Origin of the sequence: Lactobacillus sp. CBA3605, assembly GCF_002970915.1 — a bacterium.
Taxonomy (GTDB): Bacteria; Bacillota; Bacilli; order Lactobacillales; family Lactobacillaceae; genus Lactiplantibacillus.
Window position 1 is genome coordinate 1,698,419 of the sequence record NZ_CP027190.1, and the last position, 14,845, is coordinate 1,713,263.

14 protein-coding genes are annotated in these 14,845 nt (G+C 41.9%); 7 read left to right on the plus strand and 7 right to left on the minus strand.

Features of this window, described 5'->3' with window-relative positions; all coding sequences use genetic code 11:
- Window positions 1-33: 33 nt before the first annotated feature.
- The 3 genes from C5Z25_RS08145 to C5Z25_RS08155 form a co-directional block, all read right to left on the minus strand.
- A complete protein-coding gene (locus C5Z25_RS08145; RefSeq protein WP_105452188.1) occupies window positions 34-1,350 on the minus strand; it encodes a glycoside-pentoside-hexuronide (GPH):cation symporter in 1,317 nt (438 codons plus the stop codon).
- Window positions 1,351-1,488: 138 nt separating this feature from the next.
- Window positions 1,489-2,391: an SPFH domain-containing protein gene (locus tag C5Z25_RS08150; RefSeq protein WP_105452189.1), complete on the minus strand. Its 903-nt coding sequence runs from the start codon at window positions 2,389-2,391 to the stop codon at window positions 1,489-1,491.
- Between the two features lie 14 nt (window positions 2,392-2,405).
- Window positions 2,406-2,606 carry a hypothetical protein gene (locus C5Z25_RS08155; protein ID WP_105452190.1) on the minus strand — a complete coding sequence of 67 codons (201 nt, stop codon included), beginning with the start codon at window positions 2,604-2,606 and terminating at the stop codon, window positions 2,406-2,408.
- A gap of 559 nt (window positions 2,607-3,165) precedes the next feature.
- On the opposite strand from C5Z25_RS08155, the gene C5Z25_RS08160 reads away from it, so the two are divergent.
- The 4 genes from C5Z25_RS08160 (at window position 3,166) to C5Z25_RS08175 (ending at window position 7,879) form a co-directional block, all read left to right on the plus strand.
- Window positions 3,166-4,578, plus strand: a complete 1,413-nt coding sequence (locus tag C5Z25_RS08160; protein WP_105452191.1) for a C69 family dipeptidase — start codon at window positions 3,166-3,168, stop codon at window positions 4,576-4,578.
- Between the two features lie 61 nt (window positions 4,579-4,639).
- Complete coding sequence (locus tag C5Z25_RS08165) at window positions 4,640-4,879, plus strand: hypothetical protein (protein WP_105449711.1); 240 nt, start codon at window positions 4,640-4,642, stop codon at window positions 4,877-4,879.
- 251 nt (window positions 4,880-5,130) lie between these two features.
- On the plus strand, window positions 5,131-6,558 hold the full coding sequence (locus tag C5Z25_RS08170; RefSeq protein ID WP_105452192.1) for a carboxylesterase family protein: 1,428 nt from the start codon (window positions 5,131-5,133) through the stop codon (window positions 6,556-6,558).
- Between the two features lie 133 nt (window positions 6,559-6,691).
- Window positions 6,692-7,879 (plus strand): MFS transporter, encoded by a 1,188-nt coding sequence (locus C5Z25_RS08175; protein ID WP_105452193.1) that lies wholly within the window; start codon window positions 6,692-6,694, stop codon window positions 7,877-7,879.
- 79 nt (window positions 7,880-7,958) lie between these two features.
- Here C5Z25_RS08175 and C5Z25_RS08180 read toward each other — a convergent pair whose 3' ends face one another.
- The 3 genes from C5Z25_RS08180 to C5Z25_RS08190 form a co-directional block, all read right to left on the minus strand.
- Entirely contained in the window at window positions 7,959-9,125 is a 1,167-nt protein-coding gene (locus C5Z25_RS08180) for a hypothetical protein (protein ID WP_105452194.1), read from the minus strand.
- 149 nt (window positions 9,126-9,274) lie between these two features.
- Entirely contained in the window at window positions 9,275-9,541 is a 267-nt protein-coding gene (locus C5Z25_RS08185) for a hypothetical protein (RefSeq protein WP_105452195.1), read from the minus strand.
- Between the two features lie 132 nt (window positions 9,542-9,673).
- On the minus strand, window positions 9,674-10,636 hold the full coding sequence (locus tag C5Z25_RS08190; protein ID WP_105452196.1) for an L-lactate dehydrogenase: 963 nt from the start codon (window positions 10,634-10,636) through the stop codon (window positions 9,674-9,676).
- Window positions 10,637-10,996: 360 nt separating this feature from the next.
- Here C5Z25_RS08190 and C5Z25_RS08195 point away from each other — a divergent pair, with 360 nt between their 5' ends.
- Window positions 10,997-12,313 carry an ammonium transporter gene (locus C5Z25_RS08195; protein WP_105452197.1) on the plus strand — a complete coding sequence of 439 codons (1,317 nt, stop codon included), beginning with the start codon at window positions 10,997-10,999 and terminating at the stop codon, window positions 12,311-12,313.
- 113 nt (window positions 12,314-12,426) lie between these two features.
- Here the strand turns inward: C5Z25_RS08195 and C5Z25_RS08200 are convergent, their stop codons facing one another.
- Entirely contained in the window at window positions 12,427-13,236 is an 810-nt protein-coding gene (locus tag C5Z25_RS08200; protein ID WP_105452198.1) for a MerR family transcriptional regulator, read from the minus strand.
- 211 nt (window positions 13,237-13,447) lie between these two features.
- On the opposite strand from C5Z25_RS08200, the gene C5Z25_RS08205 reads away from it, so the two are divergent.
- Both C5Z25_RS08205 and C5Z25_RS08210 read left to right on the plus strand, forming a co-directional pair.
- The gene (locus tag C5Z25_RS08205) at window positions 13,448-13,777 is read left to right on the plus strand and encodes a nuclear transport factor 2 family protein (RefSeq protein ID WP_234002801.1); all 330 of its coding nucleotides are present in this window, start codon (window positions 13,448-13,450) and stop codon (window positions 13,775-13,777) included.
- A 30-nt stretch (window positions 13,778-13,807) separates the two neighbouring features.
- Window positions 13,808-14,794: a zinc-binding dehydrogenase gene (locus tag C5Z25_RS08210; RefSeq protein WP_234002728.1), complete on the plus strand. Its 987-nt coding sequence runs from the start codon at window positions 13,808-13,810 to the stop codon at window positions 14,792-14,794.
- Window positions 14,795-14,845 lie beyond the last annotated feature (51 nt).

A 14,845-nucleotide genomic window follows, 5' to 3' on the forward strand; every position in this document is an offset into this window, starting at 1 on the left:
AAATTCTCAGGCGTTTTTTGTGTTGAAAAGTATTTAGGAATTAATGGCTGCCATGAGTTGGTGTTCACGATAGAAAAGTAAGACGATAAACATGAGCACGTATAGGCCTAAGGGAAGCCAAGCGTAGTTTAAGGTAATCATGTGTTGTGTGGCGGTGTTTTGCGCTTGATTGGCAACGTAGCCGGACAAATGGAAGAGACCGGCAGTGACGAGACCGCCAAGCCCCAAACCGACGTTGACACCGAAGTCATCAGTGGAAGCTAGGATGCCCTCAGCCTGAATCCCCATGGTCATGCCGTAACGAATCGTGTCAGCAATCATAATGGATACTAGACCAATGATGAGGCCATTCCCGATGGCATTAATAAAGGTACCTGCAAAAATGATAGCTAAATTGGTTTGTATGACGCCTACTGCCAATAAGAGTTGACCCAAGGCAGCGACAGCAATACCAGTTAGCATGGTACGCTTTTTACCTAGTTGTCGTGAGGTCCGGACGATTAATAAGACTCCGATTAAGGCGGCAAAGGTAAAGCCATTGACGAGTGGGACTAGTTTTTCGGCATGTAGCAAGTATTTAAAGTAATAAATAGTCGTTTGGTTCTTGATGGCAGTTGTGAGCCAGTAGAGCAAGATGACAATAGAAATAATGAACCAGGGCTGATTCTGCTTCAACATGCCCCAGACTTCGCTAAGGGGCTGATGAGCCTGCTCTGGTTGACTAAAGCGCTCATGGACATGAAAAAAAGTATTCCAAATCAGAACTAATGAGATAATTCCAAAAACGATAATCGTCAGTAGAAAGCCGAGCTGTTGATTACCACGGCCAAAGAAGGCGACTAACGGCAAAGTGAAGACTGCGACGATGATCTGGACGGAACTGCCAAAGAATTGGCGAATAACGCCGAGTAAGGTTAATTCATGTTCATTTTGAGAGAGCGTCGGTAAGATTGACGTAATGGGTAGGTTAACGGCGGTATAGAAAAAACCGAGACCTAAGTAGGTGACGTAAGCCCAAATTAATTTGCCTGTCTGATCAAAATTAGGGGTAACAAAGGTGAGCACCGCAAAAATGACGTAGGGCAGGGCGTACCATAAAAAGAAGGGCCGACTTTTACCGAAGCGAGAATGGGTATGGTCAATCATGATTCCAATAATTAAGCTTTCAACAACGTCAGCGAGGCGGGCCACGATAAATAAAATGGCAGCAGCACTCGCCGAAAGACCATAAACATCCGTATAAAAGAATAGTAAATAAGTCGTCATCATTTGAAAGACGAGGTTGTCAGCGGCGTCACTTAGACCGTAACTAATCCGTTCCGGCCAAGCAGTTTGCCAAGGCTGTTTCAAGTTATCATCTCCGTTCAATTAGTTTCACATGAGTGAATTGTACACCAATTTAATTTTAGGTGCTGGGTTCAAGAATAGATGATTATTAAAAATCGGGTTATCATCGTAGCTTTTGCAGCGATGATAACCCGATTAAATTTAATTTTTAGTGGTTTTCCCCAGTTTAGTTAAGGCTGGAATTAAACCCAAGCTATCTAAAGTTTGGTTTGGCAAGACCACGGTATTGGAATCGCCGTTAGCCAAAGCTTTGACGGCTTCCGTATTTTGGAAGATGAAGTAATTTTCTGAGGAATTACTCAATGCGGTATTTAAAATCCGCGTCCGATAAGCATCGGCATCCGCTTCTGTTTGGATAGCAGTCGCTTTCGCCGTGGCGCTATTAACTAAAGCCTCATTTTGGGCCTTGTTCGTCGCTAATAGGGCTTGGTTATTGGCTTCGTTTTCCAAGGTGATGGAGCGGCTTTTTCCTTCGGCGGTTGCAATGGTAGCGTCCCGTTCCCGGGTGGCCTGCAATAACTTGTTCATGGAAGCTTGAATGTCAGCGGAAGGGTTCACCGAATCAATATTGACCCGGTCGACGTTCAACCCGTAACCGGCTGTGACGGACGAGATCTCCTTAAAGAGGGCGGCGTTGATTTCTTGGGTGCCATTTAAGACCTCGTTTAATTCTTTATTCCCGATAATACCACGCAAAGCGGCCCGGGTATCTTGAATCATACTTCGAACGGAATCTTCATTTTTAAAAACAAAGTCTTCGATATTAGTGACGTGATATTTCAAAGAAATCTTCACTGAAATTTCTGCATTGTCCTTGGTAATCACGACTTGTTGATTCAAGTCAACAGGTGTTTGGGCTGTTGTTACGGTAATGACTCGTGAGATGAATGGTTTGATGAAGTGAAAACCGGAACCAATGACGCGTTCGAACTTCCCGAATGTTAAAACAACGCCTTGATTAGGCTGAGTGATAATCCGAATTGCCGCTGCTAAGATAATAATAAGTAATAAAACGATAATGATACCAATAATTAATGCCATCATGATACTTATTCCCCCTATGATTGTGGCGTAACGACCGTTACAGTTAAGCCGTGTGCACTTACTTGAGTAATTTCAACTAAGTCGCCAACTTGTAACGGTGTTGCCGCGTGGATATGGTAAAAGATGCCGTAAAACGTTATTCCGTCAGTCAAATCCGTTGCTTTTAGCTGAAATCGCTGGCCGATTAAGCGTTGATCTAAGTATCCTTCTTGCATAACCCTTCCCACCTTTTTGTTGTAATAGCCTAATTATAGGCTGTTTAGAGGGGAATTGATAGGTAGGCGATTGCCAGTGGACGCAAAAAAACCTTCGTACGGGAATACGAAGGTCAAAAGGAGTAGGTCACCACGCAATGGGGAGTCGCGTGGTGAGTACCCAGTGAACGTTTATTCATATAAGCGGGGGGACGTTCACATGCCGCTCACTGGGGTTGTCAAAGCTATCCGCTCTGACAGATTTCATTACTTTGGAGGAGTAAATGAAAAGAATGTTAATTGTTATAGTAGTAATTTTGGAAGTAACTTCCTTAATTGCTATGAGTAAACTATACCAACGAATTATGAAGAAAGTGTGGCGATGATTTTTCAATTTTAAGAATAATTCATTAAATATCAACAAATCATTAAAATTATGGCTGATTGGGGCACCGTCGCAATTAGAATTGCGTAAGAATTCATTGATAACGTTTCCAAGATAGTGGTATTTTTTAGGAGAGCGTGTAAAATTAAGATTGATAGACGGCTTTACAATTATAAATAATAGGAGAGTGTTTGCATGAACGAACAAGCTTGTACAACCATTTTAGTCGGAAAAAAGGCCAGTGTGGATGGTTCAACGATGATTGCCCGGAATGATGATACTTTTATGCCCATCACGCCACAAAAATTCATTGTGCACCCCGCAGTCCACGGTCGTAAAGAAACGTTAACCTCTGGTAAGAACGGTTTTACGGCGCCATTACCCGCTGATGGCTATCGTTATCAAGGCGTCCCTAATATCGAAGTTGCTGAAAAAGGGGTCTTTGAAGAAAACGGCTTTAACGAAAAGAATGTCGGTGTTTCATCAACTGAAAGTGTTTATGGTAACGAACATACTTTGACGTTTGATCCATTTGTTAAAAATGGGTTGGCTGAAGACTCTTTACCAACGATGGTAACGCCTTTTATTGATTCCGCTAAAGAAGGCGTGCAATATTTAGGCAAATTGATCGCTAAATATGGCTCACCAGAAGGTAACGGCGTGTTGTTCAATGATAAAGATGATGTTTGGTATATGGAAATCGTCACCGGCCATCATTGGGTTGCACAACGGATTCCAGACGACGCCTATGCAGTTGCAGCGAACCAAGTTGCTATTCAATGGGTTGATTTTAATGATTCAGATAACTTTATGTGGTCTGATGGCATTCAAGAATTTGTAACGGAACATCATTTGAACCCTGACAGAACTGGTTTTAATTTCCGGCATATCTTTGGGACTGATAATGAAAAAGATCGCCATTACAATACACCGCGGGTCTGGTATGGGCAACATGTCTTCAATCCAGAAATCGAACAAGATCCGCAATCAAGCGAATTACCATTTATTTGCCATGCAGCTAAGTTGATTTCAGTGGCGGATGTAGAATATGTCTTAGGGTCACATTACAATGAAACGCAATATGATCCTTTCACTGATTCACCGGACGCTAAGAAGTTTCGGCCGATTTCAATGAACCGGACGCAAAATGCGCATGTGATGCAAATCAGAAATGATGTGCCAGTTGAACAAAGTGCTATCATGTGGATGACCTTTGGGACCCCTGCTTTTGCGCCGTTCTTACCATTCCATGCGAACGTTTCGGAAACTGATCCTAGCTTTGCAAACACCCCATTAACTTATGACCGTAAGAGTGCTTATTGGTTATACCGGACAGTCTCAATGATTGTAGAATCACATTATGCGGACTTCGTTCAAGAGGATATTGATTACTTGAAAGAATGCCGGATGGACTTAGGACGCTTTGTTGCGGCTACGGATGCTAAAGCAGCTAAGTTGACTGGTGCTGACTTAACGGCGTTCTTGACTGCCCAAGACAAAGTGATGGTTGCGGATATGCGGGATAAGGCTGAGGCGTTAATTGGTCGTTTGATTACGAAGGGCTTAACTTTATCGAAGTTAACCTATAATGTCGATATCAATCTTTAAAATTTTGCTTTAGCGTAGCAGCGTGTATAATTAAGGTATCAATCGAAAGGGGTGATCTGAAATGGATGAAAATGTCTTATTTAATCCAGGCGATGCAATTTCTGAATCACACGATTATAACGAAGCGTTACGGAGTGCGGATATCTATAATGCCCAACATGGCCGTAAACGCGGTTTGTTGATTGCAAAACCACTGGAAGAGGATCATGGCTATTCAGTTTTTTATGCAGATGATCTCATTTCGACGGACAAGCAGGCACCCGTTGCCCGTAAGTACCACGTTGAAAAACGCTTGTCATAAAGTGATGTATGCAAGCTAAATTTTAGGTCACGTTTCGGTAGCCTTGATGATCAAAGAAAACAATCGTTTTAAGAATTCACAAAATTCTTGAAGCGATTGTTTTCTTTTGTCAAAGTCGCTTTTGCTAAGCATAATGAGTTGATTGAATCAGCTAACAATAATGTTTTACTTGACTGTAACGTTAGGTGATACTTTAGGATGTATTAAGAGATAAGCACAGTAAGGTGTGTAAAGTTTAGGAGGCAATTTAAATGTCAAAAGTCAATCAAAAATTTCCCAATGTTCAAGAATGGTTGGGTGTACGCTATGGTAAAGCAGAACGCTTTCAAAAAGCAGAAATGGTCCAATTTGATACCGCTGAGGATCATACTAAAACTGGTCCTGCGGCAGTCCAATTTACTGAACCGAAATTTCTAACTTCGGATAAAGGTGAAAGTGAAGACTGCTTGAATCTTAATATCTGGGCACCAACTGAACAACAAGAGAAATTACCCGTCGTGGTCTATATCCATGGTGGTGGGTGGACGTATGGGGCTAACTCGCAAGATACGTCTGATTTATCTGGCTTGGTCGCAAGTGGTAAAGTGATTGGCGTTTCCGTTAACTACCGTTTAGGACCGCTGGGGTGGCTTGAATTATCCCAATATGGCGGTAAGTTTAAGGATGCCAGTAATTTAGGGTTACAAGATTTAGTTTTGGCTTTGAAATGGATTCAACAAAATATCAGCCAATTTGGTGGCGATCCTAGCCAAGTGACCTTAACCGGTCATAGTGCAGGGTCCTTTATGTTGATGACGCTACTAGCTGTTCCTGAAGCTGATGGGTTATATCATAAATTGGCTGCCTTTTCTGGCTATGCGGCACGTTACATTCCTGCATGGTGGGCAGAAGAACTCGCTGACAAAGTCTTGAAAGAGTTACAGTTCACTTCGGTGGATCAACTATTAACGGTTGATAATGACTGCCTATTTAAGACGGTTAACAAATTATTGCCAACCGATATTTTAGACCGTGCTAATTTAAATACAAATTCAATCGGGATAGTTGATGATGAGTTCTTACCTAACGGTATTTTAAAAGCTCATCCAGCAGATGTGATTAGATCCGGCGAACACAAAGCGATTGATTTACTGATGACGTCGACAACTGCTGAAGCAAGTTGGTATGTTGCCAATCGGGCAGATAATATTGATCCTAAGACAATTAACGCCGTGATTGATGAAATGGTTTATGGGTGTCACATTCCCCGGCAACAAGCAGAGCTAATTGCGGCTCATTGTGGTGCCGGAAAGGATAAACCGGTCGAAGTTAGAGCGCAATTTTATACCGATTATAATTTCACTTTGCCAGCATTGCGAGAAGTGCATGATCATGCTGCGGCAGGGGGTCGTGCCTATCAACTCAGTGTTGGTCCAGTGGAAGGCTCACCGGCATATCATGGTACAGATATGTATGGCATCGTGGGGCAAGCAGCGCCGAATGGTAGTGAGGAACAGCTTGCACGGGACCACTTTACCGCGGAAGCCTTGCTTAACTTTGCGACTAATCAGCATGACAACTTATGGCCGGCTGCTAAAGCGGACCAGGTGATCATCAAAGATATTGGTCAACGGCCTTATGTTGGCGTAGATCACGCTAAGGAAGTATTGGCCTTGTTTAAAGGCATCACACGGCCATAGCGGCTTGAATGGTCTTAATACTTAAGCCAGTAAAGAAAGAGAATTCTTAATTGAATTGTCTTTTTTTAATTGGACGAAGGCTAACTTAGTTTGTACGGTCGATTAAAATACACGTGAGTAAGGGGCAAAAAAATTGGCGCAACGAGTTTCTTTTTTCTCAAGAGATATGATAGGTATCATGATAGCAACATTTTTTTACCAATTTAGTATTCAAGCTATTAATCCGTTAATTAACGGATATGCTCGTAATTTGGGCGTTAATAGTGCTTTAACGGGGATCATTGTCGGTGTTATGAGCATTACTTCAATGCTATTAAGACCATTTGCAGGTAACTTGACGGATCGGGTCTCAAAATACCAACTAGCATTTATTGGTGGTGTTTTGTGTGCAATTAGTGATTTGGGTTATCTTTGGTCAACTAATGCGACCGAATTATTGTTTGCGCGGATGATTAATGGTGTTGGCTTTGTCCTTTGTACAGTTTGTTTGGCGACGTGGCTAGCATTTTTAGTACCACGGCAACATGTTGGCAAAGCGATGGGGTATTATGGGTTATTAAACGCTGTTGCGATGGCAATTGCACCTGCTATCGCCATTAGTTTATACCAGCATCTGGGTTATCGATTTATTTTAATTCTAGCAGCGATAAGTGCGGTGGCGATGATAATTGTTATTCAATTTATCGGTAACCAAGCTAAGCCCCAAGCGTCAATCATGACAGTGCAGCACTTTAAAGTTGTGCAACGAGATGCGCTACCAGCGGCAATCATTATTTCACTATTGTCAATTCCGTATTTCACCACGCTAGCTGACATTGTCATGTATGTTGAGACACTTAAGCTAAACGTGACCGTTGGATTATTCTTTGTGGCCTATTCCGTTATTTTGTTTGCCATCAGAATTATTTTGAAAGATTATTTTGACAAAATTGCATTCGGTATCTGGTTTTACATCTGTTTGTTAGCCACAATTGCGTATATTATCCTTTTGACGATAATGAAAAACAATGTAGAAATGATTCTCGCAGCTGGCATGATGGCGGTAGGCTTTGGGATAATGGTCTCAATCTGTGAGTCAACGGCACTTTTATTGGCACCGATAACAGAACAAGGGCTTGCGAATTCAACGTACTTTTTAGGGATTGATATCGGCATGGCTTTAGGACCAATTTTAGGTGGTGCTATCCCAGCCTTTTTACCGTTAAAATTACTCTATCCAATTATGTTAACGATTGTTCCATTAGTATTAATTATTTATGTTTTCAATCGTCACAAATTAAATAGTGCTGTTCAATATAATCCGGGACTACTGGAAAAGTAAGGGTCAACTCACGCCCCAGTTAACTCGTTTCAGTAATGAAAAAGGCGCCTGGAGTTTAAGCTCCAAGCGCCAATTGCTATTATAAATTACCGGTATTTTTCAAACGTTTTTCTAATAAATAAGCATCCATGTATCCAAATGACAACTCAACGACTTGATCCAATTCAATCAAGGTGCCAATACGATTAACCTGGTTATCTTCATCAATGTTATAAAAAATAAAATGGCCATTGGTCAATGTACCTGGATAACCGGTCATATCGGGTAAGCCTGGATTATCGGTTGTGAGATGCAAGAGGTTATTAAAATTTCCGGCCTGTCGTAGCAGCGTTTCGAATAAATCGGTAGTGGCGTCAAATAGCCGTTCATCATTTAAAACGGGTTGCACGTTTAGTTCGTATTGTTGATTCAATTCAATGAAGCCTAGCATGGTTTGTAAGTAATCAGATTGAACGGTCACTGACTCGATTAATGACCGCCGACATAAGGTGTAACCACCGAATTGCCCCGTCATATCAACGAGATTGATTAAAACACTGTCAGCATTCAAGGTATTGATAAAGCCCACGAAGAACATGTCGGAGCCATCCGCTGATTGAATCGCAATGATTTGATGGTCCGCTTGGGCATGGTCGAGGGTGTCGTTGATGGCTAAGTCGCCCGTCACTTTTAAGGTGTTGACGTGATGATAGTCGGTTTTGACAAAGGCACTCTCAAGCAAAAGTTCATTGCCGCGAAATTCGATAATTTCAACTTGGTCATAATCGATCGTTTGCGCTGGTTGCTTTTGATAATTAAATTTATCAAAGGTTTGAAAGCTAAATTGTTGTTCGGCCAACGTCTGTACTTGGCCCTCTAAGTAATTATCGTTGTCTGTTTGAACGAGCAAGATGATTTGATTGGTCGTTAAGGCATCTGCTAGAATTTGTGGCAATTCCGCGTGGTGCGCATTAAAAGGCGTCGTCACTTGAGGGACTGTACTGAGGCCTTCAACACCAGCATTCTCAATGCGAAAGGCCATATTATCTAAATCCTCACTCATCGTTTCGACTTCATCAATAATTCGATAGCGCATAAAGACGGCCCCATCTTGGAGACCGGCATCGTCGTAGGTGTTTAAGATGACGCCGTCGGGTGCCAGACTATCAATATAGCCGGTATAAACGACTTCACTGTCGGCTTGATATAGATTGATGAGATGGGCCTGTTGTTCGGCCAATTGTAACTCTGTCATGATTGAACTCATCTAGTCTAACCCCCTTTGATTGTTATCATTCCATCATAGCACGTTTCGATTGGTAACCGGGATTTTTAGTCCGGTTACCAATGACGCTAAAAAAGTTGCGTTGAAATTTCTGATTGGAAATTTCAACGCAACTTTTAATTGTTTTTAAGTTAACCACGGAAGTAGCCATAACTGCCTAAAATTGCTAGGACATACCCGGTAGCGATGACTAGGGAAAAGAGCATGCCACTGGTCTGGTTGAGTCCCAACCGCTTAAAAAAGTGTAGGCAACTACTAGTTAGCGTTGCAAGAGCGATACCGATCAAAATGGCACTCAGCGTGCAGCCCCATTTACCGAGTAACGCACTGCCAATGCTAATAATTGTTAAAACGACGATAATCAGCACTCGTCGTTGATTAGTTAGTCGTTGTTGCATCCCATCATCCCACCATAAATTAGTTGACGTATTGAACGTTCTGCTAAGTAAAATTTTACCATTAATAGCCTATTTTTGACAAGTTATTACTAATTAGTGGGTGTGAAAGATGAGCTTGGGGCGCCAGATTAGTTAGGCCTGCTTACGAGCTGCGGCGACTAAGTTATCGGGTAAGACATCATCGAAGGCGTGGAACTTATCAATAATGGTGTTAGCTGAATTTTGAAATTTATGTTGTTCTGGGGCAGTCAAGGCTAACGTCGTGACTGATTCAATCCCGTCTTTGCCAATAATAGCGGGTTGACCAACGTAAGTCCCGTATTTTTCGCTGTAGGCAGAAACCGGACAAGCTAATCGGGCATTAGCAAAAACGGCTTCACTTAACTTAACGGCACAAGTTGCAATGGCAAAGCTGGTATACCCTTTACCAGAGTGAACGGCCCAACCGCCATGCCGAGCTTCTGCTTCTAGTGCATCTAAGTCCAAATGATGGGATTTAACGAGGTCAGTAATGGGAATGCCGTTAACTTGGACCGTCGACCAAGCGGTGAACTGAGATTCGCCGTGTTCGCCATAAACGTAACCGCTAATGTTTTTAGGATCGCAGTCAAAAGTTTCGGCAACCACTTTTTGCATCCGGGCCGTATCCAAAAAGGTTCCGGTGCCAAAGACTTGTTGGCGCGAAAGTCCGGTGGCCCGCTGGAAGTAGTGGGTGATCGCATCACAAGGATTCATCGTATCGATTGCCACGCCATTAAAACCGGTGGCCTTAACCTTAGGTGCAATTGACTGGACAATCTGTTTGGTGTATTCGAATTCTGCCCAGCGATTGCCGGAAGCATGATCTAGAGCGTGAATATTACCACTAGTAATGAATAAAATATCAGTATCGGTTAATTCGCTGTAGTCGTTGATTTTGATAATGGTACGACTATCTAATCGAGCTTGCGCATCTTGCAAATCTAATTGTTCAGCGCGGGCCTTAGCTTGATTGGTGTCGATTAAAATTAATTCATCAGCAATTCCTTTACAAACTAAAGTATAAGCAATGGTGGCGCCGACGTGGCCCACCCCGATAATGGCATATTTACGCATAAACATCATCCTCCTGTTTTTTGTTAATAAGATTAAAATTAGCAATCTAATTTATTTTTAATATAACGAGGCCTAGCTTACAGCGGGCGTCAGCGCCTGTCAATTGTCGAAAACGGTTTCTTGATGAGGTCATTATAATATTAAGTACGGTACTAAGCTGTGCCGATAAGTTACCATGCTTGGATTAAGATAATTAACCCAAAATAGATATGTTATAAGATATAACAAACAACAGCCTTAATCGGTTAATAATCTGAATAAAAAAAGCAAAATAACCCGAATTATTAAAAAATAATGGGCAATTCTAATAATTAATGTTATAATTTCTCACATCAAATGGTATGGATTGGAGTTATGATTATGAATGCTGCAAATTCAACGTTCTTAGTTCTATCTAGTATATTGGTATTGTTCATGACACCGGGCTTAGCCTTCTTTTACGGTGGCTTAGTCTCTAAACGGAACGTTGTTAATACGATGTTATCCGTTTTTATGATTTGCGGACTCGCAATCCTACTATGGTTATTATTAGGGTATTCGCTCTCATTCTCTGGTGATTTTGGGGGGGTTGTTGGTAATTTAAAGGCGGTCTGGTTACATGGGGTTAATCTACAAGCGCTAACGCCGACTAAAATCCCCAACGGCTTATATTTAATTTTTCAAATGATGTTTGCCATTATCACACCGGCATTGTTTGTCGGGGCAGTCGTTGGCCGGATTCGGTTTAAATTCTTGTTAGCGTTCATTGCTTGTTGGTCCATCTTAATCTATTATCCAATGGTCCACATGGTCTGGGACAATGGGTTATTTGCCAAACTTGGGGTGATTGATTTTGCCGGTGGGACGGTTGTTCATATTAATGCCGGGATTACTGCACTAATCTTGTCAGCGTTCCTAGGGCCACGTTATAATTATGGCAAAGGTGAGACACAACATTATAATATTTTATGGGTCTTATTAGGAACTTCAATTCTCTGGATAGGCTGGTATGGATTTAATGCTGGTTCAGCATTGGCGATTAATGGGATTGCCATCCAGGCCTTCCTAACAACTACAGTTGCAACTGCGACGTCAATGATGACTTGGATGGTCATTGAAATGACGACTAAGGGAAAGCCGACTTTAGTCGGGGTCTGTACGGGGACCTTGTGTGGACTAGTTGGTATTACCCCGGCCTGTGGTTATGTGACCGTTAGTGGGGCCTTTTGGATTGGCTTAATTGCGACGCTGACGAGTTATACCTTCATTACGTTAGTGAAACCACATTTAGGAATCGATGATGCGCTAGATGCCTTTGGTTGTCATGGTGTTTCTGGGATAGTGGGTAGTATCTTGACTGGCCTATTCGCCACGAAACAAGTGAATGCCAGTATTGCGTTAAATGGGTTGTTTTATGGTGGCGGTTGGCAGCTATTCGGGTTACAGGTGCTGGCGACCGTAGCCACGATTGGTTTCACCACAGTGATGTGTGTGGTGATTATTGTTATTTTGAAACGTTTGATCAAAATGCGGGTCGATGTGGCCGAAGAAAAATTGGGCTTGGATCAAGGTGAACACGGTGAGGTTGCGGATTACACGGTGCCAATCAGTTCAGAATTAACCGATATTCAAAAGCATCAAGGTGAATTCCAAGGACAATTAGCCCGGTTGCTAGACCGGCATCAGCGGTTTCGGTAAAATCTTTGACAACCTAAAGTGAATTGGACAAAAATAATCGCTTCAAGAAGGCACAAATTCTTGAAGCGATTATTTGGTATCTGACAGCAAAGCGCCATTTAAAGCTGATTTCACTAGGCATTAAGGATGGCAAATTCAAGCCAACCATACTTGGAGGAGCCAGTTTTAACAAAGGTACTACTGGCGTTTATTTGCCATAAAAATTTTTCGGTTACTAGGCCATTTGCTTGGCAAAACGTTTTCAGATTCGTTAAGCCGTGATGAATACCAGCAGAATTATTTTCAACTAACACACAAGCATACTTGCCGGCATCTTTCTCGATAGTCGGCAGTGGGGCGTTGGCAGCGTCAGTAATAACTTCTCTGATTATCCGAAATGAAGCCGTGTCGTAGTCGGCGGGCTGATCAACTGTCAAGTTAGTTAAAAAGCCTGATTTATTAGTATCCATAACAGCTAGCGAATCCAACTGATTATAGAACTCAGAGAATAATTGGGCGACCTCTTCTTCAGTACAACCGACTGATTGGCGCGAACACCAGAATTTTTTTGGGGGTCGGTCTTTAATTGCAGGTTGATAGAATGACGTGTCCGCAATGACGGCCTGATTTTCAAGCCTTTTATTAATGACCTTTTTTATTCTAACAAGTTCATTGATTTTTTCATCGATTTTACTTTGGGTGCCTAGCAGTTGCGAAATGGCAACATCGGTTGATTGATCCTTAATTTTTTTGATTTCTTCTAAGGAGATACTCAAGTTCCGTAAGCCTAGGATGAATAGTAAATCATATAACTGATCATAGTCATAGTAACGATAACCAGCGGCAGTTTTATAGTTTGGCGTAAAGAGGGCTTCTTGATCGTAAAAGATTAAGGTCCGCCGGGTTGTATGAGCTAATTTAGCCATTTCACTTATTTTTAACATGGGTAAGCCTCCTTCGTTGACTGTCACGTTACGTTACAGCATATAATTAATTATAACATGTGGTTACAGGATAATTAACTATAACTAACTAACATTAAGGAGTATATCAATGACTGAACAAACAAATGAAGTTCTAACAAAATAGCTTATTGCATTAGAAAAAGGGGCCTTAGATAAGTGGTTTAAAGGGGATACAGCTGGGTACCTAGCTATCTGGTCACAGACTAACTTTTCTTACTTCGATGGCGTTGTTGAAAAGCGGATTGATACCTATCAAGACGTCAAAGCAGCGGTATTAGCTAACGTTGAAGGGAAATTATTTGCCGATAGCTATGATTTCTTGTCCCCACGCGTACAGGCTGGTGTGGATATGGCAGTTTTAACTTATCAATTGTTTGCAAAAACATCGTTAAATGATATGCGGTACAATTGTGTTGAAGTTTACCAAAAAGAGGCCAGCGGTTGGAAAGTTATCCAGTCAACTTGGTCATTTATTCGACCAATGGATATGGATTTCGGTCAGAAAAAAACGATTGTTTAAAAATATAAAATAAACGATAGGAGTACAAAAATGGCAAGTAAAATGCAAGCAATTAAAATTAGTCAACCCGTTGATACCAAAGATCTAGTCCCTGAATGGGTTGCACGACCAGTTATTAAAGCTGGTTATGTTTTGATTAAGGTTAAGGCGTTCGGGGTGAATGAATCAGAAGTAACTAGTCGTAAAGGTGAATCTTCAGCGGATTTTTCTTATCCAAGAATATTAGGGATTGAAGGCGTCGGCGTTGTTGCAGAGGTTGGCGAAAACAGTTCATTTGAAATCGGTCAAAAGGTCGCAACGATGATGGGTGGACTGGGAAGAGCCATTGATGGGTCCTATGCAGACTATACGTTAGTCAAAGAAGAAAATGTTATCCCGATAACGACGAGCCTAGACTGGGGCACGATCGGTGCTTTACCTGAGATGTTGCAGACGGCTTATGGGTCACTCAGTCGCGGCTTGAATTTGCAAAAAAATGAGACCTTGTTAATTCGAGGTGGATCATCAACGGTCGGGTTGATGGCGGCTAGTCTTGCGCAGCATTTTGGTGCAACGGTCATTTCGACGTCACGGCATGCGGAAAGTTTAACCAGTCTAAAAAAATATGGCGCAACTTATCCATTATTAGATGATCAAGATTTTGAAAAAAACATGCAGCAAATTGCGCCGGATGGTGTGGATAAGGTATTAGAGTTGGTTGGTACAACAACCTTACTGCAAGATATTAATTTTTTGAAAGCGGGCGGTAAGCTCTGTTTTACCGGTGCTTTGTCGGGTAAATGGACGTTAGATGATTTTTCACCATTTATGATTCCAACGGGAATCTTCCTTACGAGCTATGCCGGTGAGGCTAAAGATCTACCAGCGAAGGTATTTAATGATATTTTGGCTGAAATTGAACGGGGCACAGTGGTTGTACCGATTGCCAAAGTCTATCATGGCTTAGCAGAAGTTGGCCAAGCCCAAGCAAATCTAGAATCTGGTCAATACAGCGGTAAGCACGTGGTGGTCCTGTAAAAAAGATTATAGTAGCGTAGTGAACGATGAGTTAACCGGATACAACAAAAA